The organism is Piscinibacter defluvii, from assembly GCF_004011805.1.
Lineage (GTDB): Bacteria > Pseudomonadota > Gammaproteobacteria > Burkholderiales > Burkholderiaceae_C > Piscinibacter > Piscinibacter defluvii.
On record NZ_RCHJ01000017.1, the window covers coordinates 133,760 to 160,756 of the forward strand.

Below are 26,997 nucleotides of genomic sequence, written 5' to 3' on the forward strand. Positions count from 1 at the left end.
CCTCTGCCTCAGCCGCCGAGGGCCACCCGGTTGCCCGAGGCCCGGTCGGCCGACGACGATGCGGTCGCTTGCCCCCGGCCCTGGTCGGGACCGGTGGCACGCTGGCACCACACATCGGCCCAGTCCGTGCCCGCATGGCGCGGCACGAACACCCGCACCTGGCGCGGGCCGGTGGTCTTCTCCTCCCGCTTCAGCCGCCGCGCGAGCGCGTAGGCGAAGCACTGGCCGGCGAAGTCGCCACCGGCGTCGTTGTCCGCGTAGATGCAGACCTCGCGCACGGTGTCCGGCACCCAGAGCTTCTCCAGGTTGCCGGCGCTGATGCCGGCCCACACGGGCTTGCCGGTGGCCAGGTGCACCGCCAAGGCGGTCTCGATGCCTTCGCACAGCGCGAGCTGCGCGCCGGCATCGAACAGGCGTACGGCCGCGCCGTGGATGCCCGCGGAGAGCACCTTCTTCGCGTCGACGGCGTCGAGCTTCCGGCCGTCGCGCAGGTAGGTCCGGTGCAGCGTCACGGCCTGACCATCCGGCGCCTGGATCAGCGCCAGCATGGCGGGGTAGGCCGCGATCTGCCGCGACTTGCCGTCCGCACCCTTCTCGAAGTAGCCGAGCGACGGGTGGAACCGCAGCACCGGCGGATGCCGATGCAGGGTCAGCCCGCGCCCGCGCAGGTAGCGGTCGACTTCGTCGCCGGCCACCACCGGCCGCGCCTCGTCCCAGATGCGCTGCACCAGCCGGCGCATTCGCTCCCCTGGTGCCGCCGGGGCACCGGCTTCGTTGGCCACCGCCGCAGGCAGCATGCCCAGACAACGTTCCACCTCGCACAGGGCAGCGTGGAAGTCCACGCCGCGCACGGCCTGCAGCAGCTTGAAGCCGCCACCCGGGCCGCATTGCCGGCAGTGGTAGTTGCCCTCGCCGAACTTGTCGGTGTACTGGAAGCGGTCCGTCCCGCCGCAGGACGGGCAGGGCCCGTTGCGGTGCCTGAGGATGCGCTCCTCGATGCCGGCCGCAGCCAGCACCTCGCTCCAGCGGCCGTGCGCGCGCTGCTTCACGGCGTCGATGCGTGCCGCGTAGTCAGCGTCCTGCATGGGCTCCTCCGCCTGCCGCTGCGTGGTCGACCAGATCGACGGTGTGACCGGGCGCGAGACCCACGCCCACCGTCAGCTGGAAGGTCTTGCCGTGCAGCAGCGGGTACTTGCCCAGCCGCAGGGACTGCAGCAGCGAGTCCAGCGTCTGCACCGGGTCCACCGCCCGCAGCAGGCGCAGCAGATCGGCCAGCGCGTCACGGTCGGCGTCGCGGTCGGCATCGAGGAACTGGTCGTGCTCGTCGGTGAACGAAGACAGCTGTTCCACCGGCGCGCCCGTCGTCTCGCCGTCGGGGATGTACAGATTGCCGTCGTGGCAGACCCCGGCGTCGCTGACCAGCGTCTCGTCGTCGCCGACGCGCAGGCGAACCTTCTCGCAGAGGATGACCGTGGGCCAGACCCAGCGGCCCTCCAGCGCCGTGCGCAGCTTCTCGCCCACCGGCGTCACGCGCTGACCCTCTTCCTCGAGGAAGCGGACGTGGCGCATCACCCAGTGATCGGCATGCACGCCGATCCAGTCGAACACCAGCCACCCGCGGGCGCGCGCCATCATCCAGCGCGGCGCGTTGTCGTCGCCCACGTCGTCCAGGGCCACCAGCTGCACGGCACCCGACTCGATGGCCTCGCGCGTGGGCGCGGTCGGAACCGGCGTCAGGTGGCGGCGCTCGCCATGCTCCACCTGCACCGGGTAGCCCAACACCAGGCTGCACAGCTCCGCCGGCAGCGTGCCGAGGTCGTTCAGCAGGTCGAGGTGCCCCCAGCCCCGCATGACGCCGTAGTAGGTGTCGATGAAGTGGCGCGGTGGCAGCTCAGCCTTGGCGCTCTCCAGCGTGCGCCGCCAGCAGGCCTTCAGCTCGGTGTCGATGCGCTGGCGCTGCACGTCCTCGTCGATCAGGCGGTCGCGGTCCGGCAGGCGCGCCATGAACTGGCGCGAGTCCAGGTGCACGACATTCACGTCCTCGCGTGTGGACCAGGCCGGCCGCAGCACGCAGAAGCCCTGCAGGAACACCCAGGTGTCGTGGGTGTACCGGCCGTCGCGGGTGCCCGCGAGGTGCACGGCGCCGATGGCGCTGGCCTGGGTGGCCAGGTGGGCCTCGGCCATGGCGCGCTTGAGCGGCTCGCCGTTGAACCACACCGGCACCGGAAACCCGGCGCACAGTTCTTCGACGCGCTGCGCAAGGTCCGGCAGGTCGACGCCGTGCAGCTCGACCCGGGTGCCTGTCACCGCGTCATCCAGGGGGCGCTCCTCGACCTCGACGAGTGCCTTGGCCAGTGCAGCCGCGGTGTCGATGTCGACGCGGCGCCGGCCCGAGGCCACCACGCAGCGCGAGGCGGCGTACAGGCACTTCGAGAACCCGACGCCGAAGGGGCGCTCCTGCGTGCAGGTGTCGGCGTCCCAGCCCGACTCGTGGAAGCTGAGCAGCTTCTGGAAGTCGTCCAGGCCGTGGCCGTCGTCCTGCACGGTCAGGATCCGTGCCTGCGGATCGTGGTCGATCCGGATCAGGCGGGCGCCGGCACGGCGCGCGTTCTGCAGCAGCTCGGACAGCAGGGTGAACCGGTTGCTGAAGGCATGGCGCTGGTTGCGCAGCGCGCCTTCTTCGTTGATTCGGACTTGGATCTTCATCGTTGACTCCTTCGGGGGCATCCCGATCGGGGGAAGAACCGGCGGACGCACCCCTGGCGGGATGCACCCGCCGGGGTGTGTGGGCCGGTCAGCGCGGATCGGTGCCCATCAGGGCGTCGTGCGGACCGGAGGGGTGAACAACTGGCCGGCGGCCTGCGCCTCGACGAGGCTGTGCTCCAGGAACTCCCAGAGCTGCAGGTGCTGGCGACTCAGGACCTCGCCGTCGTGGCCGAGGCGCTCGACCACCGGCCCGGCGGCATGGCCACCGGATTCGGTGAGCGGCTGCCAGTGGACGCGGTAGACGAGCCGGTCGGCACCGGCGATGACGAAGGTGCGGCCGGACCGACCGGTCAGCACTTCGCTCTCCTTGACGAGGTACTCGATGTCCTCGGGCGCCTGCACGGACAGCAGGCGCACGCGGCCGGGAACCAGGCGTGCATCGGTGTGCATGGCGGCTCCCCTCAGTGCCGGGTCAGCCGCATGGGCTGGTCCGACGCAGCGTCCGGGACGCAGGGCGCCTCCGGACGGGTGCCCTCGATGGGGCGGGCCACCGGCGGGCGCCCGGTGGGTCCCCCTTCCGGGAGGGTGTCGTCGCCTGCGAGCGGCAGGATGCAGTCGGCGCCGACCTGCGGCCGGACTTGCTCCATCAGCAGGGCGTCTTCGTAGTCCATGCGCCCGGTGATGCCGTAGGCGAGGGCTATCGCCAGCAGGCAGAGGGCTTCCTTGAATGTGAGCATGGTGAGTTCCTTCGAACGGATGGGCGCGTGCCGGCGCGGCCTGACCGGATCGGTCGGCGCGGCCCGAGGCACGGCGCCCGGGGTGGGCGTGATCACGCGAACAGGTCGCCCTGCACGGACATCTGCTTGAGCTGCTCGTTGATCCACTGGGGATTGCGGGTCAGCCGGGCCTCGACCCATTCGGGGTGGGTCGCCACGGCCTCGCGCACCCAGTCGGGGTAGCGGGCCAGCGTCGCGTGCAGCCAGGGCCGCAGCCCAAGACGGATGCGCTCGCGAACCTCCTCGGCGTCGACGAGTCCGCAGTACGGGATCGGCGACAGCGGGCTGCAGCCGACCACGCGCAGGCAGTTCACGAACGAGAACGGCAGGCCGTCCTTCTCGCGTTCGGTGAACACCCAGCGCAGGGTGTCGAGCTTCTCCTCCAGCGGCGTGGCCGGGTCGGCCAGGTGCCGGATCTCCTGCAGCAGGCGCCAGTGCAGCAGGACGATGTCGTCCTCGCTCCACTCCTCCACCCACTCTTCGCAGGTGCTGCCCGGTGCGCCGGTGGCGCTGGCGGCGCTGTCTGCGCCGGCATCGTCCTGGAGATCCAGGCCGGCCGGGATGTCGAACGAGGCGTCGATGACGAACGGGGTCGTCGTCGAGCCGAGTCGGGCTCGGTGTGCGTCGAGGCTTGCCGTGTGTGGCGAGCCGACAGGGGCGCCGGCCTGACGGCAGGCGTTGTTGCTGTGCATCGTGGACTCCTTGGATGGGAAGAGAGACCACGTGCACCCCGTGGCGGGGGCGTGGGCCCCCATGCGGGTGACGGTTGGGTGATGTGGCTCCGGCCGCCTTGCGGGCGAAGCCTGGAACTCCAGGGCTGACAGGGTTCAGTGGCGCGCGCGAGCGCGGTGATCGGTGTCAGCGTCCGATCGGGGGGACATCGGCGAGAACGGGACGAGCCCGGGAGGCAAGGGCGCGGTCGGTGCGGCGCTCGAGCTGATGCGCTCGGCACCGGGTCGCAGCCCTTGCCTCGAAGGCCCGGCCTGAGAGCGAATGCCCCGGCGTGCCTGATTGCTTGCGCGGTCCTCGGCACGGCGATGCACAGGGGCACCCGACGGAGCGACACCGCAACGGGTGTCCCCCATCGGTGGGGCGTGCATCACCGCGAGTCGATCGTCCCCACGGGTGCCTGTGCGACCTGCACGGGCACCCAAGCGGGGGATCAGTTCAGGACATCTCCAAGGCTTGCCGGGTCTGGATGCAGGGCCAGCTGCTGCATGGCGCAAAGGTAGGTCGCCGTTTCGGCCCGGTCAATGGGCCGACGCCCGTCGCCAAGCAACTGATCGCGAAAGCGCCCCGAGGTGCCGGGGCTTTCGTGTGGCAAAGGGCCGTGCACGTTCGGAAGATGCCATCGACCCCGTTGTCAGCACAAGGAGCCGCGGGCATGGCCAATGTCGAGATCGTGAAGGTGGACCAGGGCGGCGCCAACGCCCGCATCCTGGCCCGCGAAGCCAAGGTCGACTTCCGTCGCGTCGAGGCGGCCAGCCTCAAGATCGCCACGCGGTTCAGCAGTGCCGAGGGCAAGCGCATGTTCGTGCGCATGTTCAACACCCTGCAGCTGAACATGCACTTCATCTCGGTCATCGCCCGCACCCGGCTCGACCACGAGGACATCGGCCGGATCGAGACGGCGTTGCGCGGCAGGATCGATGCCGCGACCGCCAGCCTGAACGAGGCTATCGACGGCGCCGAGGCGCTGTTCAAGGCCCATGGCATCACCAGCCTGGCGTCCTACGACACGGTGCCGCTGGACGTGGACGTGCGCGTGCTGTCGTCGATCAGCCGCCGATTCCTGGAGGTGCTGGTCAAGCTCGACCAGCTGATGCCGCTGCTGCAGACGCTGGAGATCCACGAGGTGGTGTCGGCGCAGGCGGTGGACACGCAGCGTGCGGGCCTCAAGCGCCAGGTGCGCGACATCGCCAATGGTGCGCGCAGCTTTGCGACGGGCCTGCGGCGGCGCATGAACGCGCTCGATGCCCGCGCCACGTCGCCCGACGATGCCGAAGTTCCTGACGACGCGCTCGGTACCGCCGCCGGCGAAGCCGTCGATTCGACGACCACGGCACCGGACGGACCCGCAGATCCCCCAACGACAGCGGGCCGCGACGTGGAGTTGCTGCCTGCGCCAACGGCAGTCGCTGCGGTGGCGGAGTAGGCGGTGGAATTGCAGGCCGTCCCATGTCTCTCCCAAGCGGCGGCACCCACCGACGCTTGCGCGGGCAATCGGCGCGGGCGTGTTGCCCTTGAGCGGTGCGGACGCTACCGTGTGTCCAGGCCATGGGCTGCCCGCAGAGGCAAGTCGGCGCCACCGTAGCGCCGATCACCCGTTCAACGGGCGAATCGCCCCGGGCCTCCACCCGCATCGGGTGGCGTCGCAGTCGATACCTGCCTCGTCCAACGTCGGCCCGCTACCTCCAGCGTGCCGGCCAGTTCCGACGGACCCGCCTTGCCCCGCTCGGCGACCGAACGCACCCGGTGCCGGATTCGGCCCTCCGCGGCATCGAGCGCGCGGACCCGCAACGCTTGGCAGCCGGCATGCACCCCCAAGGGGGTGGCGATCGAATCACACCGAAGGGGGCCCTCGGCAGGGGCCCTCTTCGGAAGGCATCTTCATCCACCGCGCGAACGGAACGCCCGCGGTGGTCCAGGAGTCGAGCGTTCCCGGGCGGCTGGCGCGTTTCCTGACCGAGCGCCGTCGTCGCAGAGCAGGTCATGACCTTTGCCGGCTGCATGCCGATGAGAGGCCGATCATGCCCCGCGTTCCTGTTCCCGCCGCGCCGTCGGCGGATTCCCCGGCCGCAGCGCCCAGCGCCGCGCTGCCGGACACCGGCTTCCTGCGCCAGCCGCAGGTGCTGTCCTTCGTCCCCATCTCCAAGTCCACCCTGTGGCGGCGCGTGCATGCGCGCACGTTTCCGGAGCCGGTCAAGCTGTCCGAGCGCGTGACCGTCTGGCGCGCCGAGGACATCCGCCGCTGGATCGAGCAGCAGGGGGTTGCGTCATGACGCACCTGGAAAGGCGACGGACGCATCGCGCTGCACGCGGTAACGCCTCGGCAACAAGGCGGCACGCATGCCCGGGCACATTGAAGCCGCAACGCGGTCGGGCGAGGTCTCGCCGCGGCCGTGAACGCGACAGGGCCTGGCGTGTATCGGCCGCGAAACGACTGGTCACACGGGAGTCGCAGGTTCGCGCGTTAGACGTGGGGACGCCATGCATGTGCTCGGGCCGTGCGTGGTCCATGCCGTCGACATCGAGGAAGCGATTGGCGCGAAGCGACCACGACGCCGCGCCCCGCCAGCGTCCGTCGGTGATTCCGTCGTCCAGGGAGTAACAACAATGGAAGACGATCCGGAAACCGCCGGCGATCGCCGGCAGACATTTCAGACGGTCCAGATGCTGCGCGAGGTGATCGACGGCGATCCCTACGCGACCGTGGCGCAGCGATGGGGGCTGTCGCGTTCGGCCGTCGACCGGCGCATCAAGGGGCTGGCGGTCCAGCTCACGCAGGCGGTGGGCGTCGATGGCCTGCAGGAGAGCGGCGCCGCCTTCGTGAAGCGCCTGCGCATGCACCGCGACGCGATCCTCCAGGCGCTGGAGCACTTCGACCCTGCACAGGTGAGCTCCCAGCGCGAAGCCCGTGTGCTCAATCCCGACGAGGTCGATCTCGGGGCGCGCCGCGTGCGCAGCCGATCCACGCGGCCGCTGCACGACCTGGCGCTCTACTACCTGCCCTTCGCGACCGGCCTGCGCCCGCTGGAGGTCGCGCGCCTGACGGTGGGCGACTACCTGCTGGAGGACGGCAGCGTGCGGCGAGAGTCGAGGGTGCGCGCCGATGTCGCGATCAACGGCAGGGACCGACCGCTGTTCTTCAACCACCGCCGTCTCGACGAGGCGCTCGGCGCCTATCTCGACGAGCGGGTCCGTGCCGGCCATGGTCTCGGCGCCGCCGAGCACTGGCGCGGCCTGGATCGGCACGGCCCGCTGTTCCTGGGCGCGGAGGGCGAGGTCTATCCGATCACGCCGAACGGCGGCGAGGGCCAGAACCGCTACGTCTGCCGTCCCCTGCTGGAGATCTACCGCAAGATCTTCCGCCAGGCCGACATACCCGGTCTGTGCACGCAGTCGGCACGGCTGACCCTGATGTCGCGGATGTACGAGCGTGGCGCCGACGAGGATCAGGTCGGGCTGGTGCTGGGCATCGCCGATCGAAGTGCCGTGCGCGAGCAGCTGCCGAGGCCGCGACCCGAGCTGTCCAAGGTGCTCGAGGAGCTGGCATGACACGGCGCGCCCGCTGACGGGCTGCAACGGCGATGGAGTCGGGGATGGCGTCGGGGGTGGACGGGCAGCGCTTTGCGATCGGTGGGCGCGTGGTCGACGCCGACGACCCGCAGCTGCAGGACCTGCTGGCCCGGGCCTACGAGGCGCCGAGCCGGCCGCGCTGCCTGTGCGTGGCCGGCGGCGTCGAGATGTACGTCGCCTTCCATCGCCACTTCCAGATCAAGCGCATGCCCGAGACCGGGGACCGGCACCACCCCGCCTGCCCGAGCTACGAGCCGGGGCCTGCGATGTCGGGCCTGGGCGAACTGGTCGGCGAGGCCGTCGTCCAGCTGGATCCGGCACGGGTGGAACTGCACGTGGACTTCCCGTGGGCGCGTGTGCCCGGGCGGGCGGGGGCGAGCCGCGAGCCTGCCGAGCCGTCGGAGGTCGGCCGCACCCGTCGCCGGATGAGCCTGCGGGCGCTGATGCACTTCCTGTTCGAGCGGGCCGGCTTCAACCGCTGGTCGCCGGCCATGGCCGGGAAGCGCAACCAGGCGGTGCTTCACAAGTACCTGATGCAGGCCGCCGAGGCGATCCAGGTGAAGGGCGAGCCGCTGTCGAACCGGCTGTACGTGCCGGAAGCCTTCAACGAGTCCGCGAAGGCCGAGCAGGCCGAACGGCGGCGTGCCCGGCTGTCGGTGCTGCAGCCGCATGACGGGCGTCAGCCGCTGGCAGTGGTTCTGGGCGAGTTCAAGGGCTGGGAGTCCGCGCCCGCGGGCGTGCGCATCTGGATGCGCCACATGCCGGACGCACCCCTGCTGGCAGACGCGCGGACCTGGGCGCGGGTGCAGCGCGGCTTCGCGCCACTCTTCGAGGCGCTCGACTCGGACGGAGGGCGAGGGCTGCGACTCATGCTGGCGGCGCTGATCCGGGCGCGCCGGGAGCACACGTACGAGATCGACCTCGCCAGCCTGATGCTGACCAGCGAGGAGTGGATTCCGCTGGAGGGGGTGCACGAGGCGCCGCTGGTCCGTGCGCTGGTGACGCAGGGACGGCGCTTCGTGAAGCCGCTGCGGTACGACGCGCGGACGGTGGCCGGGTTCGCGAATGCCATCCTGCTGGACGTGGGCGCGGAGCCGGTCGACCTCCATGTCGTCAGCGGCTTCATGGGTGAGGCCGAACAGGGTGCCAAGCGAAGGGCGTTCGAGGCCGCCCTGCCGAGGTCCTGGCTCTGGTTGCCTGGCGATGCCATGCCGGTCCTGCCCGGCCCCTCGACTCGGCTCACCGCTGGAGCGGCGGCATGCAGGCCGCATGCAGGCCCGACAGCCTTCCGACCGAACCCCGCAGGCCGGGATCCTGGCTGACGATCACGATGACGTTGGCCAGCATCAGCGAGAGCAGGTTGCGGTTCTGCAGCACCGACGTCAGCTTTCCTGCCGGGTAGCCCCGCAGGGCGTGGACGACCAGGTGGACACCGCCGTGCACGAACGAGTGCATCACCTTGACGGTGCCATGCAGTCGCTTGAGTTCGGTGGCCGCCGGGCCGGCGACCGCGCCGATGGCATCGATCATGGCGGGGATCGGTGGCCCCATCTGGGGTTCCGAGAGTTCGCCGTCCGGCACCGGCGCGGAGAACTTGTCCAGCCAGTCCTCCTTGGCGGCGTGAAGCACCCAGGCGGCACGGACAACCGCCTCGAACTGCAGGCGGATCAGGCTGAGTGCGGTTCCCGTCAGGCCGGCTTCGATCAGGACCCGCTGCGCGATTGCATACTCGATCGCCGAACGACAGAAGGCCAGGCAGATGGTCGAGCGTCGGGACGACGTGTTCCAGCCGGCTCGAAGCAGTGCGAGCAGATCATCGTCGAAGGCCTCGGAGGCGGCGAGTACCCGCCGCAGTTCCTCGTCGTCCTTGTCTGCGCTGTCTTCTGGGCTGGAGGGCGACTCGGCTTGCATGGAAGGGGCGGGTTCGGGAGATGCGACTGCACGGGACCATGGCGTGCGGACCGCGTCGCATCATGGCATCCGGATGGCACCCGGGGTTGAAAGCACGGGTCGAGGCGGGACGATGGTTCGTCGGAATCCCCCGACGCCCACCGAGGAACGCCGATGGCCTCTTCTCCATCTCCCGATCCCCGGCCCGCCGTCGTGCTGCACGGCGGGCCTGTCGCTCTGCCCACCCTGCTGGGCAACGGTACGAACGGAACGCCCCGCCTGCCCACGGGCGGCAAGATCCGCGCGGGCATCAAGGTCCTGACCCGCCGGGCCGCCGAGGTGCCGCGTGCACAGGCGATCTACGACCAGGGCCTGAACCAGGGCCAGTCGTTCGACCAGATCGAGCGTGCGCTGGCCGAGGCCTGCCCCGAGCTCAAGAGCCCGCTCGTTCCACGCAACGTGCCGTGGTTCACCGTGCGCGCCCAGGACTTCCCGAACCCTGAACTGGCGTCGCAGATCCTCGACCTCCATGGCGAGGACCGCGGCGAGGGCCGGCGCCTCTACCGCTTCCCGGTGGTGTTCCCGACCGATCGCTGGCAGAGCGTGATGCCGCATGAACTGGCGACCTGGGGTGCGCAGGACAAGCGCTTCTGGTCCGAGTATTCGCCCGACGGACGGTGGCGCCACTGCATGACGCACGCACCGGTGCCGGTGGACGCGACGGGGCGCCGCACGGTGCGGCTGTTCGGCGGCCGCAAGGCGATCCCGCGCGAGGACAACGGCGGCCTGTGCCAGCCGGAGTCCTGCCCGGAGTACCAGCAGCGGCAGTGCAACCTCACCGGACGCTTCCTGTTCTTCATCCCAGGCATCCGCTCGATCAGCGCCTTCGAGCTGCACACGCGCAGCTTCTACGCGATGAATGCGGCGATCCGCACCTTCGAGACCGTGGCGTTCCTGCGGGGTGGCCGGCTCGCCGGGTTCCTGGACCGCCAGGGCACGCCGTTCTACCTGACCAAGCGGCTGATGGAGGTGGCGCACATCGATGACCATGGACGGCCTGTCCGGGTGCCGCAGTGGATCATCGAACTGGAAGCGCCGGTCGACGTGGCGACGCTCATGCGGGAGCAGGACGATCAGGACACCGTGCTCCTGCAGGCCGATGTTGCCGCCCGCGCGCTCCAGGGGCACCGGGACAACGCTTCCTTGACGCCAGGGAAGGGGCCCGAGTTTGGCGACGAACCTGTGGCTGCGAGCGATCCCACGGCAGACGGCATGCCGCCCACGCTGGAGCATGTGCTCGGGCGGCTGACCGCGATGGGCGTGCCTGCTCAGACCTGGATGAGCTATGCGGCCACGCGCTGGGGTCCTGGGTGGAAGCTCAATCCGCAAGGGCGGCAGCGGGCCTTCGGCGAGCTGGAGCGCTTCCGGAACGATCCGAAGGGCTACGCGGACAAGGTCAACGCCGAACTGCAGCAGGTGGCATCGTGAGCGCGCCGGAACGACCGCCAGGCGGAACCGGTGCGCACCGTGCGAAGGTGCCGTGCATCCCGGATGGGCATCCGCAAGCGCACGGTTCGCACCGTCAGGCGCATCGCCTGCGGGTGGCGCATCTCTCGGACCTGCACTACGGGCCGCGCCACCTGGAGGAGGCCGATCGCTGCTTCTCGGCGGCCGTGGACCGCGTCATCGAACTCGCCGTCGATGTGGCCGTGATCTCCGGGGATGCCACCGATCACGCACTGGACCTGCATGCGCCCGCGGCATTGCGGCTGCTGGCACAGGTGCGGCGGCTGGCCGACCATTGCCCGGTGCTGATGCTCCAGGGCACGTGGTCGCACGAGCCGCCCGGCACGCTGTCTGTGTTCAGGATGCTGGGCAGCCGCCACCGGGTGTTCGTCGCGGACCGGATCGGTCAGGTGGCGTTGATGGGCAGCGGATCGTCTGGGGGCCTGTCGGTGACCGATGAGTCTGCCGCCGATCTTTGGCTCGTGTCCGAAGGCCCGCGATTCGCAGAGGTGCCGCCTGGCGCCAGGGCGCTGTTCACCTGCATTCCCTCGATCAACAAGGCGGCCGTCGCGGCATCGGTTGGCGGGGCCGCTGCCGCTGAGGCCCAGGGCGAGCATCTGGCCCGGCTGCTGCAGGGATACGCCGGCATCCACGGCCTGGCCCGGGCTGCCGGCGTGCCGACGCTCGCGGTGTCGCATGGAACGGTCTTTGGTTGCGTGACCGAGCACGGCGTGCCGATGGCCGGGTTCGACCACGAGTTCACCACCGGGGCGCTGTTCAGCACCGGCGCGCAGGCCACCCTGCTCGGCCACATCCATCGGCACCAGGCCTGGACGCAAGGGGAGGGCGAGCGGCGCCAGTGCATTGCCTACGCCGGGTCCATCGGTCGCTTCCACCACGGTGAGCAGGGCGACAAGGGGTTCCTGCTGTGGGAACTCGGACCGGACGGGGTGGACTGTCGCCTTGAGCCAACCCCTGCGAGACGGACGCTGGATATCGTGTTCGAGGGCCGGCCCGATCTGGACCAGTTGCGAGAGGCGGCGAGCGCGCAGGAACTGGCCGGCGTCAGCGTGCGGGTCCGATGGACGGTGGCCGACGAGGACCGGCACGAGGTGGACCGCGGTGCCATCGAGCGAGCCCTGTCCGGCGCGGCCGATGTCCAGCTCGAAGGGCGGATCGTGCGCGTGGTGCGCACCCGCGCGCCCGGCATCTCGCAGCTCGTCAGCCTGGCCGACAAGGTCAGGGCCTGGGCCACGGCGACGGACGTCCACGCGCCGCCGCTGCTGGAATGCCTGGAACGGGTGACGACGACCGAACCCGAGGACATCGTCGCGGAGGCCCTGGCGGGCCCCGATGCCGGTGCCAAGGCACAGGGTGGCCTTGACCCGGCCGAGAGGGGTCCGAGACTGGACCTGATCGAGACGGCCTGAAACGGCGCCTGAACAGCGCTCGAAGGGCGCCCAGGCTGCTTCACATGCCACCTCGACCATCGCGCCGCCCAGCGGCGCTGGAGGCACGCCATGCAACCACTCTCACTCAGGCTCCGGGGCTTCCGGGGTATCCGCGACGGCCTCGGGCTGGACGAGCTGACCCTCGATCTGGAGCGGCTGGCCGATGGCGCCGCGCTGGTCGCCATCGCAGGCGCCAACGGCCGCGGCAAGTCCACGGTGATGGACAACCTGCACCCGTTATGTTGAGTCCGCGGTGTCAACAGTGGCCCGAACTGACCGAGGCGCTGCTCACTGCTTCTGCAAGGTATCGATCAACGGACACGACACCTTGCCGCGGCTCATGCAGCAATCGCGGACGAGGCCGGCCAGCGCCGATTCGATGCGCCGCAGGTCTTTCAGCTTCTTGCGCACGTCCGCGAGCTTGGCTTCAGCGAGTTCTCGCGCCTCGTCGCAGTGCGTGCCGTCATCGAGCTGCAACAACCCTGCGATCTCGTCGAGGCTGAACCCCAGGCGCTGCGCGGCCTTCACGAACCGCACGCGCGCAACGTCATCCGCGCCATAGCGCCGAATGCCGCCGTAGGGCTTGTCTGGCTCGGCCAGCAGGGCCCGGCGCTGATAGAAGCGCACCGTCTCCACGTTGACCCCGGCCGCCTTGGCGACGGCCCCGATCGTCAGGCCGTTCTGCTCGCGCTCCATGTCGCTTGACTCCGTACATGAGTACGGAAATAAGCTTACGCCATCGTCTTCAGATTCGCCAAGGAAAGCGCATGACCGAATCGCAGAACGGGCGCGGAGCCCTCGCAGCCGGAGGACTGGCCGCGATCCTGGCGTCCACCTGCTGCCTGGGCCCCCTGGTGCTGGTGGCTCTCGGCTTCAGCGGCGCATGGATCGGCAACCTCACCGCGCTGGAGCCCTATCGCCCGATCTTCATCGGCGCCGCGCTGGTTGCAATGCTCTTCGCCTGGCGCCGCATCTATCGACCGGCACAGGCCTGCAAACCGGGCGAGGTGTGCGCGATCCCGCAGGTGCGGTCCACCTACAAGGTCGTCTTCTGGATCGTCGGCGCGCTGGTGCTGATCGCGCTCGCCTTCCCGTATGTCCTTCCCTTGTTCTATTGACCCGGAGTTCGCCATGAAGAAGCTGTTCCTGATCGCCTTGTTCGCCGCATCCGCCGGCGCCGTCCATGCAGCGCCCCAGACCGTCACGCTCGACGTGCCCGGCATGACTTGCGCAGCCTGTCCGATCACCGTGAAGAAGGCGATCTCGAAGGTCGACGGCGTGAGCAAGGTCGACGTGAGCTACGAGAAGCGCCAGGCCGTCGTGACCTTCGACGATGCCAAGGCCAGCGTGCAGAAGCTGACCCAGGCGACCGAGAACGCGGGCTACCCGTCCACCGTCAAGCGCTGAACCGCAGCAGCGGCGAGGAGGCCACCATGAACGTGATGACGCGCATTGCCGATAAGGCCGGTGCGCTGGGCAGCGTCGTCTCGGCGATGGGCTGCGGCGCCTGCTTCCCGGCCCTGGCCAGCCTCGGCGCCGCCCTCGGGCTCGGCTTCCTGAGCCAGTTCGAGGCTTTGTTCGTCACCGTGCTGCTGCCGCTGTTCGCGGGGCTCGCGCTGCTGGCCAATGCGCTGGGCTGGTTCAGTCATCGCCAATGGCACCGCAGCGTGCTCGGCATGGTCGGTCCGGCCATCGTGCTGGTCGCCAGCTTCAGCGTGGCCGAGAAGCTGCTCTACGTGGGCCTCGCGACGATGGTCGCGGTATCCGTGTGGGACTTCGTCTCCCCTGCAAACCGGCGCTGCGGCCCTGACGGCTGCGAAGTCCCGGTCAGGCAATCCTGAAGGCGTAACGCCAGCTCCTCTCGAAAAGCAACCCATGACCGAACTCGTGATTGGCGGCATGACCTGCGACTCGTGCGCCACGCATGTTCGCCAGGCCTTGGAGAAGGTTCCCGGCGTGCACGCCGCGCAGGTGTCCTACCCCAAGGGCAGGGCCAGGCTCACGCTCGCCCCCGACACGTCCATGACGGCGCTCGTGGCGGCGGTGACCGCGCTGGGCTATCGAGCCCGTGTCGCAGATGGGAATGCCGACCGGCCGCGCGACGGCCTGCTCGACAAGGCGCGCAGCTGGCTCGGCGGTGGCCAGAAGGCGACCGGCGGGGACGAGGCGTTGCACGTCGCCGTCATCGGCAGCGGCGGCGCCGCGATGGCCGCGGCGCTGAAAGCGGCCGAACGGGGCGCGCGCGTAACGCTCATCGAGCGCGGCACGATCGGCGGTACCTGCGTCAACGTGGGCTGCGTGCCGTCGAAGATCATGATCCGCGCGGCGCACGTGGCGCACCTGCGGCGCGAGAGTCCCTTCGACGGCGGGATCGCCGCGAGCACGCCTGTCATCGACCGCGGTCGCCTGCTTGCGCAGCAGCGCTCCCGCGTCGACGAACTACGGCATGCGAAGTACGAGAGCATCCTCGCAAGCACCCTGGCGATCACGGTGCTGCGCGGCGAGGCGCGCTTCAAGGACAGACGGCATCTCGTGGTCCGGCTCCATGAAGGCGGTGAGCGCGAACTGGCCTTCGACCGTTGCCTGATCGCCACTGGCGCACATCCGTCGATCCCGCCGATCCTCGGGCTGAAGGACACGCCGTACTGGACATCCACCGAAGCACTGGACAGCGACGCGATCCCGCCACGTCTCGCGGTGATCGGCTCGTCGGTGGTGGCGCTGGAGCTCGCGCAGGCCTTCGCGCGGCTGGGCAGCCAGGTGACCGTGCTCGCGCGCCACACGCTGTTCTACCGCGAAGACCCCGCGATCGGCGAGGCCGTGACAGCGGCCTTCCGCGCCGAAGGCATCACGGTGCTTGAACACACGCAAGCCAGCCGGGTGGACCACACCGACGGCGAGTTCGTGCTCGCGACCGATCGCGGCGAGCTGCGGGCCGACCGGCTGCTCGTCGCCACGGGCCGCGCACCCCATACGCAGGGCCTCGGGCTCGACGCGGCCGGTGTGACCGTCGACGCGCAGGGCGCCATCGTCATCGACGCGGCGATGCGCTCCAGCGCGTCGCACATCTACGCCGCCGGCGACTGCACCGACCAGCCGCAGTTCGTCTACGTGGCCGCGGCCGCCGGCACGCGCGCGGCGATCAACATGACCGGGGGAGAGGCTGCGCTCGACCTGAGCGCGATGCCAGCCGTGGTCTTCACGGACCCGCAGGTGGCCACTGTCGGCTTGACCGAAACCGAGGCGCGGGCCAAGGGCCTCGAAGTCGACACGCGCACGCTGCCCCTGGACAACGTGCCGCGCGCGCTGGCCAACTTCGACACCCGGGGCTTCATCAAGCTCGTTGCCGAGGCGGGCGGCGGGCGGCTGTTGGGCGTGCAGGCCGTCACACCCGATGCGGGTGAGTTGATCCAGAGCGCTGCGCTCGCGCTGCGAGCGCGCATGACGGTGCACGACCTGGCCGACCAGCTGTTCCCGTACCTGACCATGGTGGAAGGGCTCAAGCTGTGCGCGCAGACCTTCACCAAGGACGTCAAGCAGCTCTCGTGCTGTGCCGGCTGACATGCGTGCCTTGAGTGCGGACGACTGGCTTGATGTGAAGACTGTTCATGGGAGCCTGAGGCATCTGCTTCCTCGAGGCTCTCCATGCAACCTCTCGTACTCACCCTCAAGGGATTCCGCGGCATTCGTGACGGCCTGGGCCGCGACGAGCTCACGCTCGACCTCGAGCGTCTGACCCAGGACGCGCAGCTGATCGCCATCGTCGGGGCGAACGGCAGCGGCAAGTCGACAATCATGGATTGCCTCGTGCCCTACATCGGACTGCCGAGCCGCGCCGCGCTTGCCGGTGCGGGCGGCTTCTCCTACTACGACCACGTGTACCTGCCCGAAAGCGTGAAGGACCTGACCTGGGCGCATGAGGGGCGCTGCTACCGCTCGCAGATCGTCATCCGCCTCTGTGGCCGCCGCCGCACCGAGGCCTTCCTGCACACGCTCGACGATGCCGGGCACTGGCGGCCGGTGCAGCTCGACGACGGCATGGTGTCCGATGGCCGGGTCGAGACCTATACCCGCTGCGTCGAGGCCATCTGCGGCAGCGCCGAGACGTTCTTCACCTCCGTGTTCGCGGCGCAGGGCAAGCGCCAGCTCAGCACCTATCGCAATGCCGAGATCAAGTCGCTGCTGGCGGACCTGCTCGGGCAGGAAGAGATCCAGGCCCTGGGCCAGAAGGCCGCAGAGACGGTGCGCCTGTTGAAGGCGGGGTTGGCGACCATCCGGCAGGAACTGGTCGGGCTCGACGCGGAGGGGGTGCGCCTGGAGGCGACACGCCGGCAGCTCGACGGAGCGGGCGAACGCGTGCTGGCGGCCGAGCGTGCCAAGACGGCGGCTCACGCCGCATTGGAGGCAGCGCAGGCGCGACATGCGCGCGTGGCCGTCGAGCACGAGCAGTCGCGGGCCACCGAAGCTCGCCGCGCGCAGCTCGCGGCCGAACGCCAGACCACCCTCGACACCACCGCGCAGGCTCGTCGTGCGCTGCAGTCCCGGGATCTGGTCGAGCGGCAACGGCTGGAGCGACTTGACCAGCGGGTCGCCGGACGGCTCCGACAGGAACGCTCGCGGCGCCAGGCCCTGACCCTGTCCCGGCAGCGTTGCCAGGCAGTGCTTGCAGAGGCCGGCGAGGTGCGGCGTGCGGAGGGGCGCCTGCCGCTGGCGCAGCGCGTGCAGGCGCTGCGCAGCGCGCTCACCGAAGCCTGTCGCGAGCAGACCCACGCATTGACGCGCTGCCAAGGAACGGTGCGGCTTGCCGAACAGCGAGTGGCAGGCATCGAGCAGGAGGCGGGTCGGGCCGCGCTGAAAGCCGAGGAACTCGCGCGCCGGTTCGGATTGACCGGCGAGGTGCCCTGCGTCGGTACGGATCTGCAGGGCCGCTGCAAGCTGCTGGGTGACGCGCGCGAGGCGCAGGCGCTGATCCCGAGCGCCCGGGCCCAGCTGGCCCGGCTGGCCGTCGAGAAGTCCGCGGCGCAGCAAGAACTCCTCGCCGCGCGCCAGCGCTGCGAAGCGCTGGCCGGCGCACCGCAGAACCTGGCACGGGCCGAGCGCCGCGAAGCCGTCGCGCGCGAGCGGGTGAGTCGCCTGGCCGTGATGTGCTCGAAGGCGCCGGCGTGCGCGCAGGCACGGATGACATTGGTCGAGATCGAACAGGAGTTGCAGGCGCTGGGGCCCGCGGTGGCCGCCGATGCGACTGCCACAAGCGCCAACGAGAGCGCCGACGAGCGCGCCGAGCGCCAGCAGATCGCCGAGGCACGCCAGGCGGTCGAGGAGCAACTGCAACAACAGGCGAGGCAGGCCTCGGCAGCGCTGGCGCGCCTGGATCACGCGCTCGCGTCGCTGCCGCCCGCCTTCGACGAGCGACAGGTGACGCAGGCCTCCCGGGCGCTGGGTGCCGCACGGGAAGCCTTCGGAGCAACCGAGCAATCGATGCTGACGGCGGTGCGCGAAGCACAGACGGTCGAGGAGGTGTCCAAACAAGTGGTCGCTCTGGCCGAGCGCCGCGAGCGCGTTCGCGCGCGCAGCGTTCGCGTCGAGGACGAGCTTGGCAACTGGAACCTCTTCGCGCGCTGTATGAGCAACGACGGCCTGATCGCGCTGGCGATCGACGATGCGGGGCCCGCGCTCTCGGCGTTGGCGACCGACCTGCTGCTGGCCTGCTACGGACCGCGCTTCACGGTGTCGATCCACACCTTGCTGGAGACCGCCAAGGGCGAGCAGAAAGAGGGCTTCGACATCGTCGTGCACGACGGCGACACCGGCGAAAGCAAAAGCGTCAGCATGATGAGCGGGGGCGAGCGCACGTTCGTCGAGTCGTGCCTGACCCGCGCGATCGCGTTGTACCTGGCGCAAAACACCGGCCGCCACTACACGACGCTGTTCACCGACGAGGCGGACGGCGCGCTGGACTCCCAGCGCAAGCGCATGTTCATGGCGATGAGACGGGAAATGCTGCGCCTGGGCGGCTACGAGCGCGAGTTCTTCGTCTCGCAGACGCCGGAGCTGACGGCGATGGCTGATGCCGTGATCGACCTCGACGCGCTGAAGGCGCACGGATGCGAAGCGCAAAGGCCCGTGTCCGCGGCGTAGCGGCCGCAGCCCCCAAGCCGGCAGCGGCCGGCATCGATCATTACGGCTCGGCCCGTGGCGTGTGCGGATCGACGGAGCCATGGTGACCGATTCCCCACAGGTATGCCCGATCGAGCACCTGCTCGATCGCAGGCTCGCTCTTCGCGAGTTGCTCCAGTGCGCACAGCAGGTGATCCGCAACGCCGCGGTGCTTGCTCGCGACGGCCAGGCCGTAGAGCCGCAACAGCCCGCGCGCGAGGCGAAGGCAAGATCCGAGGTCGCTGTTCATCGCAGACCTCCAGGCGGGGCACCACTACCCCGAGTACTGGCAGCGTAGAGCTTGCCCCTGTGTCAAAGTCAACCCCCGGCCGCCGGCCCTCCCTGGGAGGGCGACTGCGGCGGCGGAGGTTCAGCGATGCAGCGAAACCACCTGGGGCTTGTGAGCGCGGCGCACTTCGGCCAACTCCCGGTCGCGCCGCTCGAGCTGCAGCCGCGTCTCCTGCCAAGCCGCGAAGTAGTGGTCGACCAGTGCCGCGAGCTTGGTGAGCTGCTTGCGCAAGGCGGCATTGTCGCGGCGCAGGCGTGCAGCGCGCACGGCGTCATCGGGGCGCCGAAGGTGCTTCTGCTGAGCCGCGTGCAACGCCTGCACGACATCGGGGTGATAGCGGTACAGCGCGTTGCGCGAGATGCCGACCAGTTCGCACAGGGCGGTGGCGGTCAGTGACGGCGGCGAGGCGCTGCCGCCACGCTGTCGAACCATCATCGTCAGCGCCTCGCGCAGACGCTGGGCCGATGCGGTCTTGGTGGCGCCGCGCGCCTGCTTCGTCATGATCGCTCCTTCCCATCGCTGTCGATCGTGCCGACCAGCGACCTTGCCTCATCGAGTCGTGCGCGGACGATTCGCAGGGTCTGCCTTGGCAGGGCAGGCTCGTCCAGCAACCGCTCGCAGCGGTGGAGTTGCTCGACCCAATAGGGTCGATGCCGCTGCGACACCGCGAAGTTCTTGCAGCGCGCGCAGGTCGACGGCTCGCGGCGAGCGGGGTTCGGGCCGGCCGCGTTGCCGAGGCAGGCGCTGTACGCCTCGCGATAGACGCAAAAGCCCCAATCGCAGACGCCGAGCACGAGTCCCGCGTCCACCAGCAGGCGCGCGTAGCTTGCGAGGTCTTCCTTCATGCGCTTGCCCCGAAAGCGTGGGCGATTGGCCACGATCTCTTCGCCGGCCCGTCCGCCCAGGCCGGGGGCCGCCAGCATGTGTTCCCAGGCGTTGACCGACTGCTGCAGGATCTCGGCGTCGATCTCCTGGGCGAGCCGGTAGTCGGACCCGGCGTAGCCATGGTCGGTCTCGGCGCGCTCGCGATGACCGAGTTGCTGGGCCAGCGCGAATAGACACGTGCGATCACGCAACGCCGCGAACCTGGCGAAGGTCTTGCGGCCCTGGTGCGTGGAGAGCCGCCACGGCCGGTCCTGGTGCGTCAGTCCCAGCCAGGCAGCAAAGCGCTGCAGTTGAATGTTGATCCGTGAGATCGATGGAATCTCGAGCAGGTCGGGCCGCACCTCGTGCCACTCGGTCGCCCCGTTGCCGTGCCAGCGGCGCAACCACAGCTCGTCGCGTCCCGCGACGGCGCGCTGCGCGGCGGACAACCCTTCGAGTGCCGCCACGGCCTGCACCGCGGCAGGTGGCGCGACCCATTCATGCGCGCGGCCGTGGTAGCCCGATTGGCGCTTGAAGATCGCCCCGACGATCACGGTGACGGGTTCGCCTACACCGTCGGCGCAACGGCGCTGCACGCAGCCGGCCTTCAGGTGCAGGATCTCGCTGACGCGCGGGCCGACCAGATAGGAGAGGACGACGAAGCAGGCGGCGTAGAGCAGGTCGGTGCGCAGGTCGAGTTCGCGCACCGATCGAACCGGGGATTGCGCATCGGGAATGCCGGCACTGGCGTTGCGAAGCGCGCGTGTTGCTCGCCCGGTGTGCGCATGGCCCGCACCGCGGCCACCGGCGGCCGCCTTCCGATACGTCTGCCAGGCCTGCAGAATGATGGGTGCCTCGCGCGTGACGATGTCGATCGCCGCCTGCAACAAGATCACTGCGACGCTGTCCGGCGTGTAGGGCCAAGGTTGCCGCAGTCCCTCGTGGTAGCCGGCGGCCCGGCGATGATCGTGTCCCGCAAAGGGGTCGAAGGATAGGCAGTCGTCGAGCTCTGCGCCAAATCGATGGAGGTACTCAAACAGGTACAGGTGGCGCAGCACGGTCCCGGGTGCTCGCGGCGAGGAGTGACCTGCCACGGGGCGGGTGCGCAGCCATTGCTGAAACTGCGGCAACGCCGGCGGGTCGAGATCAGCGAAGCGGCTGAAGTGCTCGCGCTCCATCCATTGGAGCAGGCAGCGCAGGGTGAAGAAGTACGTCGCCACGGTGCTCGGGCGCAGTGGCAGCCCAGTGAACATGGAGTGCGTCCGGATGAGGGCGATGAGTTGCTTGCTCGTCTCGCGCAGCGTGGCGTAGCGCTCGTCGGTGAACCGCCGGCCGTCCTGCAGTTCGAAGTCCCAGCGCAGACGCACAGGCCGGCGTTCTTCCAAGGCGTTGCCGGGTGCCAGAACCCAAACGTCGTCCTCCCACTTCGACCCAAGAAGGAACCAGCCGCGATCGTCGGCGTGTTCGGCCTCGGTGGCGACAGGACGATCGAGGACTTGGTGTTGCAGGGCAGGCACGACGTGGCCCTCATCGCAAGTCCGGCAGCGGCGGCAACCGCGGCATCAACAGATCGGCCGCCGCGAGCTCCCGAGCGGAGAAGCGCGGCAGGATGTCTTCTTCGAGGATGCGCAGTTGGGGCGCGTAGAAGGCCTGCCAGCGCGCCGGATGCAGCGTCGCCGCCGCGGCGCGAAGATGGTCACGCGCCTGGAGCAGACGAGCCATGGTCAGCGGTGCCGGCGTGATCACGGCGTTGGGGCAGGTGAAGCAACCCATGAAGTTGGTGCAGAGCTCGCCAGGGCGTGTACCCGGCGCGGTGCCGGCCAGCGGATCCCTGCAGTCGAAGCCAAACATCGACACCAGCTCGCCCGGCGGAAGCGCGCTCGGCGCCGCCACTGCGGCCGCCTGCGGAGTCGGCGTGTTCGGCGCCGCGGTGAGGTGCTCGAGGAAGGCCTCCTGCAGCGCGGCGATGCGCATGTGGTTGTGCCTTCGCACGACCGGCGCCTCGACATAGCGAACGGTCGTCGCGACGTTGGCGTGATTGGCCACTGCCCGCGTTCGCACCAGATCGCCGGTGGCGCGGTAGAAGCTGCACAGAACGCTCGGCCGGATGCTCGCCAACGCAAACGCCGGCAGGCCGTGGCGTTCGCAGAATTGCGAAAGCAAGTGGTGGACCGTGATGGTGGACATCGCGTTCACGGTGCGCAGCCCCTTGAAAATGAACAGGCGGTCGCGTTGCGCCGGCGGCGCCAGCGGCCGCAGCCGCTCGTTCCAGGCGAGGATGTCCCGCACCAACGCCGGCGGCTCGAACGGGGCGTTGCGTTCGAACGTACGCCGCTGCAGGCGACCGGCGCGGGCCTTGAACCACACCAGCGCCTGGCGGTTCTCCAGAAGGGGAACATCCTGCAGGCAGTCGCGCCCGAGTTCGACGATGGGCTCGGGGTTGCCGGCCGCATGGATCAGGATCGCCAGGTAGTACGGCAGCAGTGAGACGGCACGTGGGTACAGGAACGGTTCGATCTGCTTGGCGCCGCCCCAGCGACGCACCGCCGCCTGCATCCGATGGTTGCCGCGCCGGTCCAACTCGAGCTTGCTGGGCACGATGCCGTGGAAGCGCCGATCGACCTCGGCCAGGAGCCAACCCAAGGAACCGGGCTTGTCACCGTCCGCGGCGCGTTGCTCGGCGGCCGATGCGCGGAGCTGCCGAAGGGCGGCGATCTCCACTTCGCAGGCCTGCAGGATGGCGCGAAGCTCGCGTGCCGTCAGCGTTGCGCGTCTGGGTCTGTCGCTGCCCCGCCCTGGGAAGGGCGTGAAGGGGTGCTCGATGCGGTCGACCAGATCGGGGCGGCAGCGCTCGAGCCAGCGAAGCAGTTGGCGCAAGGCACCGTAGGTGCTGGCCCGCGTGGAGATGGCCCAGGGCGTGCCGTCCGCGCGTCGTTGCGCGTTGAGCCACTCGATATAGCGCACGAGCAGCTGGCGGTCGAGGCTCGCAAGCGACGAGACGGCTCCCGATTCGACCGCGAAGCGGTTGAAGGTCAGCACCGTGCTCCAGGATGACTTGATGCCGCGCGGCGAGCGGGCTCCGCAATGACTCCAGAACGCCTGCGCCAGCGCAAGCCGCACGTCCTCAGGCAGTGACAACGATGAGAAGTCGATCACCGTCCGGCGAACAAGGCGCGGGGCATCGAAGCGCGCGGGTTGCACACCGTCTACTGGCGTCGCCACGGGTTCGTGCGACAGAGGCCGGCGGATGCTCGAACGCGGCGAGTTCATGGCACCACTTCCTGCGATAGCAGCGTGTCGAGCACGTCCTTGAGAACGCATGGGTCGACGGCGATGGCGCGAAGGTAGCGGTCGGTGGTCTCGACGTGCTCGTGGCCGAGTAGCACCTTCACGACAATCAGCGGGTTGATCTTGGCGCCACGGTCCACCAGGTGTTCGAGCCGGGCGAGAAGCATGCACGCGAAGGTGGCCCGCAGCAGGTGCGTGGTGGCCTTGAACCCGCAGGCAACACCAGCTTGGCTCACGGCTCGCTGATAGGCGTTCTTGCCAGCAGGGGCGCCGCGGGCATTGATGAATAGCGCCTTGTGGTCAACGATGCGACCCCTGCGTCGGGCGCGCGCGAACCAAGCGAAGCGATGGCCGCTGACGTAGCCATCGGTCTCGTCGAGCAGGCTGGCCGGCGCGATCACATGGCCTGGCTTGCGGCCCTTGCGAACGACCTCGATGGAGTGATGCAGCGTCGATGACGCCGGGCGGGCACCGATGTCGCTGAGACTGAGGCGCAGGAGCTCACTCACCCGCAGGCCCGTGTACAGCTGCCAGCGGGCCATCAGGTCGTAAGGCGGCGCGAGCGCCGCGAGGAGTTCGCGCGCCTGCTCGGAGACCAGAGGCCGCGGCATCGCCTCGTATTGCCGAAGAATGAAGAGGCTGCGTTCGTAGGTCTGCGCGTGACTGGCCTGCGTCGGCCGATAGTGTCGTGCGAGCTGAAAGTCTCGCGTCTTGTCGGCCAGCGGCGAGGCGTGCAGCCAATGCGTGCGAACCGCCCACTCGTAGAAGCGAAGCACGCCGCGAACGCGGTGGTTGATGGTCGACGTCCGGTACGGCCGGTCGGTGTGCGGGCTCGGCTGGGCCATCATGCGGTTGCGATAGGCCACGAGGTCGACAGCATCGGCGCTGTCCCACGCGATGTCGTTCTGCTCGAGCGTCTCGAACCAGTCGTAGAGGATCTCGGCGTAGGTCCTCAGCGTGTCGTCGGTGTGGGCGCGCTGGACCGAATGTTCATGCAGGAAGGCGACCGCCGGCTCGATCAGCTGCCATTGGCGCGTGAACAGAAGCGGAAATCCGGATGGGCGGGGCTCGCGCACGGTGACGGCGCGCGCCTGCTCTGCGGCGGCGCGAGTTCGCGCGGCCACCTCATCGGGAGTCGGCAGCGAGGCCTTGCGGATGATCTGCACCATGGGGCACTGCCTTGCCGTTCAGAAGCTTGACGGCTTCGACGAACGGCACATCCAAGAGGTGAATCGCCAAGTCGATGGCGCCGCCTCCACCACGCTTCGCGCGCGTGTCGTACCACTTGGGACCAGTCGTCACGATCTCGAAGTCGCCGCGGTCAGTGCTCAGGTGCCAGCGCTGGCTCTGATCGTCCTTGACCGGCCGATACGTCGGGTCAGACTTGACATGGGCGGACAGCAGCTCGAGCGCGTCGCACGCCGGCATCTGGCGAAGCCTTGTCAACGTCGAGGCACTGAACGATCTACGTTGGCGGCGCGCGACCATTGCCACAATCTCCGGCAGGGTTGACTCAAAACGCGGGACGCGGCGGGCTACTCGCCTCTGAAAGAGGCATGGGCTGCCCGGGTGTGAGATCACTGTAGGCGGCGCCGCTGATCAATCCAAGGACGTTGACAGTTGCGAATGCAACCTTCCATCCCTACCTGACCATGCCGTCGCGGGCGGCGCAGGCCGGGCCGGGCGGTTTCTCGTACTACGACCAGGTCTGTCTGCCCGAGAACGAGAAGGACCTGCACTGGGCGCACGCCGGGCGCTGCTATCGGTCGCAGGTGGTCATCCGCATGAACGGCCGCACCGCGAGCCGCCGCAGGACCGAGGGCTACCTGCTGACGCTGGATGAAGCCGGCACATGGTCTCCCGCCGCGCTGTCCGATGGCACCGTCTCCGATGGCAAGGTCGAGACCTATGCGCGATGCGTCGAGGCCATCTGCGGGCCGGCGGACACCTTCTTTACCTCGGTCTTCTCGGCACAAGGGAAGCGGCAGCTCAGCACCTACCGCAACGGCGAGATCAAGGTCCTGCTGGCCGATCTGCTGGGGCAGGAGGACATCCGCGCGCTCGGTCAGAAGGCGGGCGAGACGGCGCGGCAGCTGAAGGCGGCGCTGGCGGCGTTGCGCGCTGAATCGACCGCGTTCGATGCCGAGCGCCAGCGGTTGGAGGATGACGCCCGTCGATGGCAGGGCGCGGACGAGAGGGTCAAGGCGGCGCACGCCAGCCGGCAGGCAGCCCACGAACAACTGGAGGCTGCGCGAACGCACGAGGCGTCATTCACGGCCCTGCACGTGCAGGCGAAGGCTGTCGAGAGCCGGCGAGCGCAGTTGATGGAGGAACTGGCCGGCGCACGTGCCGTGGGTGATCGCACCCTGCAGGACCTGCGCGCGCAGGATCGGGAGGCAACGGATCGGCTCGCACAGCTCGACGGTCGTGTGGCGCAGCGTGTCGCGCAGGCCAGGGCGCAGCGCGAACGACTGGAGGCCCGCATCCGGTCCCTGCAGCGGGTGCTGGCGGACGAGGCCGTGGTGGCTCGAGCCGGCCGCCGTCTGCCGCTGGCGACAGAGGTGGTGCGTCGCCGCGAGGACCGCGTGCTGGCGCTTCGCGATGCCGTCCAGGATCTTGCGCGTCGTCACGATGCCGTCGCAGGGCTCGGGCAGCGGCTGGCATCGCTCGAGCGCGAGGCGGGGCAGGCCGCGCTCCAGGCGGAGGACCTGAGCCGCCGGTTGGCCCTGAGCAACCGCGTGCCGTGCAGCGGCATGCCCATGCAGGGCCAATGCACCCTGTTGTCGGACGCGCGCGAAGCGGCCGCGCTGGCGCCGAGCGCCCTGCAGCGCATCCGTCAACTCGCTGCGGAACGTGACGGTCTTCGGCTTGAACTGCAAGCCTTGCAAGAGGCGGTGAACCTCAACGGCGGCACACCGCAGAGCCTGAGCCGGGCCGAGTGCCAGTCGAGGCGAGCCCTGGCCCGTCAGACGGCCTATGCCGCCTTGGCTGCGCGCGGGGCGGAGATGCGCCAGGCGCGCGCGGGTCTTGTCGAAGCGGAGGTCGAACTCGCCGCTCTTCCCCCCGCCCCAGACCCGTCGGCCGGGGCGGACATCGCGATCGACACCGACTCCGAAGCGGCCGAGCGCCAGCAGATCATCGCCAGCCGGATGCGCGTTGCCGAGCGTGTCTCGCTGCTGGAAGCTCAGACCCAGGCGGCCATCCACCGACTCCAGGCTGCGATCAATGCGCTGCCGTCACCGCCGGATGCTGCGCGGCTCGAACAGGCCCGAGCCCAGGTGGGGCGCTGGCAGGGTGTCCTGGACGAGGCGGAACGCTCGCATCTGGCCGCTGTCCGCGACGCGCAGGCGCTTGCCGACCTGTCGGCCCAGATGAAGGAGCATGGCCGGAGGCGTGACGCAGCCGCGGCCCGCACGGCACGGGTGGAGCAGGAACTCGCGAACTGGCTGCTGTTCGCCCGCTGCATGGGCAACGATGGCCTGATCGCGCTGGCCATCGACGATGCGGGGCCGACCTTGTCCGGCCTGGTGAACGATCTGCTGCTGGCCTGCTATGGCCCGCGCTTCACGGTGGCCATCGAGACCCTGCAGGAGACGGCCAAGGGCGAGCAGCGCGAGGGCTTCGACATCCGCGTCTACGACGCAGAGTCGGGCGAGGACAAGAGCGTCACGGCGATGAGCGGCGGCGAGAAGGTCTGGATCTCATGCCGATCACGGCATGAGATCCACTATGCCGAGAACCTGGACATGCCGAGTTCGCAGTCTGGCCAGCG

Annotated in this window: 26 protein-coding genes; 13 read left to right on the forward strand and 13 right to left on the reverse strand. The window is 69.5% G+C overall.

Annotated elements, in window-relative coordinates:
• Positions 1-8: 8 nt before the first annotated feature.
• From D9C15_RS25195 to D9C15_RS34175, 5 genes are all read right to left on the reverse strand, one after another.
• Positions 9-1,085 (reverse strand): DUF7146 domain-containing protein, encoded by a 1,077-nt coding sequence (locus tag D9C15_RS25195; protein ID WP_128001288.1) that lies wholly within the window; start codon positions 1,083-1,085, stop codon positions 9-11.
• Positions 1,072-2,706 (reverse strand): ATP-binding protein, encoded by a 1,635-nt coding sequence (locus D9C15_RS25200; RefSeq protein ID WP_128001290.1) that lies wholly within the window; start codon positions 2,704-2,706, stop codon positions 1,072-1,074. The genes D9C15_RS25195 and D9C15_RS25200 overlap by 14 nt, the downstream gene beginning before the upstream one ends.
• A 108-nt stretch (positions 2,707-2,814) precedes the next feature.
• Positions 2,815-3,156: a hypothetical protein gene (locus tag D9C15_RS25205; RefSeq protein ID WP_104301943.1), complete on the reverse strand. Its 342-nt coding sequence runs from the start codon at positions 3,154-3,156 to the stop codon at positions 2,815-2,817.
• 11 nt (positions 3,157-3,167) lie between these two features.
• The gene (locus tag D9C15_RS25210) at positions 3,168-3,443 is read right to left on the reverse strand and encodes a hypothetical protein (protein WP_104301944.1); all 276 of its coding nucleotides are present in this window, start codon (positions 3,441-3,443) and stop codon (positions 3,168-3,170) included.
• 92 nt (positions 3,444-3,535) lie between these two features.
• Positions 3,536-4,174 carry a hypothetical protein gene (locus D9C15_RS34175; RefSeq protein ID WP_240668591.1) on the reverse strand — a complete coding sequence of 213 codons (639 nt, stop codon included), beginning with the start codon at positions 4,172-4,174 and terminating at the stop codon, positions 3,536-3,538.
• A gap of 506 nt (positions 4,175-4,680) precedes the next feature.
• Here D9C15_RS34175 and D9C15_RS25220 point away from each other — a divergent pair.
• The 4 genes from D9C15_RS25220 to D9C15_RS25235 all read left to right on the forward strand — a co-directional run bounded on the left by D9C15_RS25220 (position 4,681) and on the right by D9C15_RS25235 (position 9,103).
• A complete protein-coding gene (locus tag D9C15_RS25220) occupies positions 4,681-5,637 on the forward strand; it encodes a DUF1845 domain-containing protein (protein ID WP_240668592.1) in 957 nt (318 codons plus the stop codon).
• A 595-nt stretch (positions 5,638-6,232) separates the two neighbouring features.
• Positions 6,233-6,484, forward strand: coding sequence for a helix-turn-helix transcriptional regulator (locus D9C15_RS25225; protein WP_205854897.1), 252 nt, complete (start codon positions 6,233-6,235; stop codon positions 6,482-6,484).
• A 208-nt stretch (positions 6,485-6,692) separates the two neighbouring features.
• On the forward strand, positions 6,693-7,760 hold the full coding sequence (locus tag D9C15_RS34180; RefSeq protein WP_240668593.1) for a site-specific integrase: 1,068 nt from the start codon (positions 6,693-6,695) through the stop codon (positions 7,758-7,760).
• 44 nt (positions 7,761-7,804) lie between these two features.
• Positions 7,805-9,103, forward strand: coding sequence for a DUF1173 family protein (locus D9C15_RS25235; RefSeq protein ID WP_240668594.1), 1,299 nt, complete (start codon positions 7,805-7,807; stop codon positions 9,101-9,103).
• Here D9C15_RS25235 and D9C15_RS25240 read toward each other — a convergent pair.
• Positions 9,021-9,692 carry a DUF6988 family protein gene (locus D9C15_RS25240; RefSeq protein WP_240668595.1) on the reverse strand — a complete coding sequence of 224 codons (672 nt, stop codon included), beginning with the start codon at positions 9,690-9,692 and terminating at the stop codon, positions 9,021-9,023. The genes D9C15_RS25235 and D9C15_RS25240 overlap by 83 nt on opposite strands.
• 153 nt (positions 9,693-9,845) lie before the next feature.
• Here D9C15_RS25240 and D9C15_RS25245 point away from each other — a divergent pair, with 153 nt between their 5' ends.
• The 3 genes from D9C15_RS25245 (at position 9,846) to D9C15_RS33520 (ending at position 12,874) form a co-directional block, all read left to right on the forward strand.
• Entirely contained in the window at positions 9,846-11,159 is a 1,314-nt protein-coding gene (locus D9C15_RS25245) for a recombination directionality factor (protein WP_128001292.1), read from the forward strand.
• Entirely contained in the window at positions 11,156-12,607 is a 1,452-nt protein-coding gene (locus tag D9C15_RS25250; protein WP_205854899.1) for a metallophosphoesterase family protein, read from the forward strand. The genes D9C15_RS25245 and D9C15_RS25250 overlap by 4 nt, the downstream gene beginning before the upstream one ends.
• 90 nt (positions 12,608-12,697) lie before the next feature.
• Positions 12,698-12,874: a hypothetical protein gene (locus D9C15_RS33520; protein WP_157548541.1), complete on the forward strand. Its 177-nt coding sequence runs from the start codon at positions 12,698-12,700 to the stop codon at positions 12,872-12,874.
• A gap of 42 nt (positions 12,875-12,916) precedes the next feature.
• Here D9C15_RS33520 and merR read toward each other — a convergent pair whose 3' ends face one another.
• Positions 12,917-13,324 (reverse strand): mercury resistance transcriptional regulator MerR, encoded by a 408-nt coding sequence (gene merR / locus D9C15_RS25255; RefSeq protein WP_128001294.1) that lies wholly within the window; start codon positions 13,322-13,324, stop codon positions 12,917-12,919.
• A 71-nt stretch (positions 13,325-13,395) separates the two neighbouring features.
• On the opposite strand from merR, the gene merT reads away from it, so the two are divergent.
• From merT to D9C15_RS25280, 5 genes are all read left to right on the forward strand, one after another.
• On the forward strand, positions 13,396-13,746 hold the full coding sequence (merT, locus tag D9C15_RS25260) for a mercuric ion transporter MerT (RefSeq protein ID WP_128001296.1): 351 nt from the start codon (positions 13,396-13,398) through the stop codon (positions 13,744-13,746).
• Between the two features lie 13 nt (positions 13,747-13,759).
• Positions 13,760-14,035: a mercury resistance system periplasmic binding protein MerP gene (gene merP / locus D9C15_RS25265; RefSeq protein WP_128001298.1), complete on the forward strand. Its 276-nt coding sequence runs from the start codon at positions 13,760-13,762 to the stop codon at positions 14,033-14,035.
• A 26-nt stretch (positions 14,036-14,061) separates the two neighbouring features.
• Complete coding sequence (merC, locus tag D9C15_RS25270) at positions 14,062-14,469, forward strand: organomercurial transporter MerC (protein ID WP_128001300.1); 408 nt, start codon at positions 14,062-14,064, stop codon at positions 14,467-14,469.
• A gap of 34 nt (positions 14,470-14,503) precedes the next feature.
• Entirely contained in the window at positions 14,504-16,189 is a 1,686-nt protein-coding gene (merA, locus tag D9C15_RS25275) for a mercury(II) reductase (protein WP_128001302.1), read from the forward strand.
• An 84-nt stretch (positions 16,190-16,273) separates the two neighbouring features.
• The gene (locus tag D9C15_RS25280) at positions 16,274-18,766 is read left to right on the forward strand and encodes an AAA family ATPase (protein ID WP_128001304.1); all 2,493 of its coding nucleotides are present in this window, start codon (positions 16,274-16,276) and stop codon (positions 18,764-18,766) included.
• A 40-nt stretch (positions 18,767-18,806) separates the two neighbouring features.
• Here D9C15_RS25280 and D9C15_RS25285 read toward each other — a convergent pair whose 3' ends face one another.
• The 6 genes from D9C15_RS25285 to D9C15_RS25310 form a co-directional block, all read right to left on the reverse strand.
• Positions 18,807-19,034, reverse strand: a complete 228-nt coding sequence (locus tag D9C15_RS25285) for a hypothetical protein (RefSeq protein ID WP_128001306.1) — start codon at positions 19,032-19,034, stop codon at positions 18,807-18,809.
• A 120-nt stretch (positions 19,035-19,154) separates the two neighbouring features.
• Positions 19,155-19,574: a hypothetical protein gene (locus D9C15_RS25290; RefSeq protein WP_128001308.1), complete on the reverse strand. Its 420-nt coding sequence runs from the start codon at positions 19,572-19,574 to the stop codon at positions 19,155-19,157.
• The gene (locus D9C15_RS25295) at positions 19,571-21,454 is read right to left on the reverse strand and encodes a site-specific integrase (RefSeq protein ID WP_128001310.1); all 1,884 of its coding nucleotides are present in this window, start codon (positions 21,452-21,454) and stop codon (positions 19,571-19,573) included. The genes D9C15_RS25290 and D9C15_RS25295 overlap by 4 nt, the downstream gene beginning before the upstream one ends.
• A gap of 10 nt (positions 21,455-21,464) precedes the next feature.
• A complete protein-coding gene (locus tag D9C15_RS25300) occupies positions 21,465-23,207 on the reverse strand; it encodes a site-specific integrase (protein ID WP_128001312.1) in 1,743 nt (580 codons plus the stop codon).
• The gene (locus D9C15_RS25305) at positions 23,204-24,394 is read right to left on the reverse strand and encodes a tyrosine-type recombinase/integrase (RefSeq protein ID WP_128001314.1); all 1,191 of its coding nucleotides are present in this window, start codon (positions 24,392-24,394) and stop codon (positions 23,204-23,206) included. The genes D9C15_RS25300 and D9C15_RS25305 overlap by 4 nt, the downstream gene beginning before the upstream one ends.
• Entirely contained in the window at positions 24,351-24,713 is a 363-nt protein-coding gene (locus D9C15_RS25310; protein ID WP_240668596.1) for a hypothetical protein, read from the reverse strand. The genes D9C15_RS25305 and D9C15_RS25310 overlap by 44 nt, the downstream gene beginning before the upstream one ends.
• 125 nt (positions 24,714-24,838) lie before the next feature.
• On the opposite strand from D9C15_RS25310, the gene D9C15_RS25315 reads away from it, so the two are divergent.
• On the forward strand, positions 24,839-26,997 hold a 2,159-nt coding region (locus tag D9C15_RS25315), incomplete at its 3' end, for a coiled-coil domain-containing protein (protein WP_128001316.1).

Excerpts from the sequence above, each read along its gene's own strand:
- D9C15_RS25235 (WP_240668594.1), top strand. The coding sequence starts at position 7,805 with ATGGCGTCGGGGGTGGACGGGCAGCGCTTTGCGATCGGTGGGCGCGTG.
- D9C15_RS25285 (WP_128001306.1), bottom strand. The coding sequence starts at position 19,034 with ATGAACAGCGACCTCGGATCTTGCCTTCGCCTCGCGCGCGGGCTGTTG.
- merT (WP_128001296.1), top strand. The coding sequence starts at position 13,396 with ATGACCGAATCGCAGAACGGGCGCGGAGCCCTCGCAGCCGGAGGACTG.
- D9C15_RS25290 (WP_128001308.1), bottom strand. The coding sequence starts at position 19,574 with ATGACGAAGCAGGCGCGCGGCGCCACCAAGACCGCATCGGCCCAGCGT.
- D9C15_RS25310 (WP_240668596.1), bottom strand. The coding sequence starts at position 24,713 with ATGGTCGCGCGCCGCCAACGTAGATCGTTCAGTGCCTCGACGTTGACA.
- D9C15_RS25305 (WP_128001314.1), bottom strand. The coding sequence starts at position 24,394 with ATGGTGCAGATCATCCGCAAGGCCTCGCTGCCGACTCCCGATGAGGTG.
- D9C15_RS25200 (WP_128001290.1), bottom strand. The coding sequence starts at position 2,706 with ATGAAGATCCAAGTCCGAATCAACGAAGAAGGCGCGCTGCGCAACCAG.
- D9C15_RS33520 (WP_157548541.1), top strand. The coding sequence starts at position 12,698 with ATGCAACCACTCTCACTCAGGCTCCGGGGCTTCCGGGGTATCCGCGAC.
- merA (WP_128001302.1), top strand. The coding sequence starts at position 14,504 with ATGACCGAACTCGTGATTGGCGGCATGACCTGCGACTCGTGCGCCACG.
- D9C15_RS25205 (WP_104301943.1), bottom strand. The coding sequence starts at position 3,156 with ATGCACACCGATGCACGCCTGGTTCCCGGCCGCGTGCGCCTGCTGTCC.
- D9C15_RS34175 (WP_240668591.1), bottom strand. The coding sequence starts at position 4,174 with ATGCACAGCAACAACGCCTGCCGTCAGGCCGGCGCCCCTGTCGGCTCG.
- D9C15_RS25245 (WP_128001292.1), top strand. The coding sequence starts at position 9,846 with ATGGCCTCTTCTCCATCTCCCGATCCCCGGCCCGCCGTCGTGCTGCAC.
- merC (WP_128001300.1), top strand. The coding sequence starts at position 14,062 with ATGAACGTGATGACGCGCATTGCCGATAAGGCCGGTGCGCTGGGCAGC.
- D9C15_RS25280 (WP_128001304.1), top strand. The coding sequence starts at position 16,274 with ATGCAACCTCTCGTACTCACCCTCAAGGGATTCCGCGGCATTCGTGAC.
- D9C15_RS25240 (WP_240668595.1), bottom strand. The coding sequence starts at position 9,692 with ATGCAAGCCGAGTCGCCCTCCAGCCCAGAAGACAGCGCAGACAAGGAC.
- D9C15_RS25195 (WP_128001288.1), bottom strand. The coding sequence starts at position 1,085 with ATGCAGGACGCTGACTACGCGGCACGCATCGACGCCGTGAAGCAGCGC.
- D9C15_RS25225 (WP_205854897.1), top strand. The coding sequence starts at position 6,233 with ATGCCCCGCGTTCCTGTTCCCGCCGCGCCGTCGGCGGATTCCCCGGCC.
- merP (WP_128001298.1), top strand. The coding sequence starts at position 13,760 with ATGAAGAAGCTGTTCCTGATCGCCTTGTTCGCCGCATCCGCCGGCGCC.
- D9C15_RS34180 (WP_240668593.1), top strand. The coding sequence starts at position 6,693 with ATGCATGTGCTCGGGCCGTGCGTGGTCCATGCCGTCGACATCGAGGAA.
- D9C15_RS25300 (WP_128001312.1), bottom strand. The coding sequence starts at position 23,207 with ATGAACTCGCCGCGTTCGAGCATCCGCCGGCCTCTGTCGCACGAACCC.
- merR (WP_128001294.1), bottom strand. The coding sequence starts at position 13,324 with ATGGAGCGCGAGCAGAACGGCCTGACGATCGGGGCCGTCGCCAAGGCG.
- D9C15_RS25210 (WP_104301944.1), bottom strand. The coding sequence starts at position 3,443 with ATGCTCACATTCAAGGAAGCCCTCTGCCTGCTGGCGATAGCCCTCGCC.
- D9C15_RS25220 (WP_240668592.1), top strand. The coding sequence starts at position 4,681 with ATGCAGGGCCAGCTGCTGCATGGCGCAAAGGTAGGTCGCCGTTTCGGC.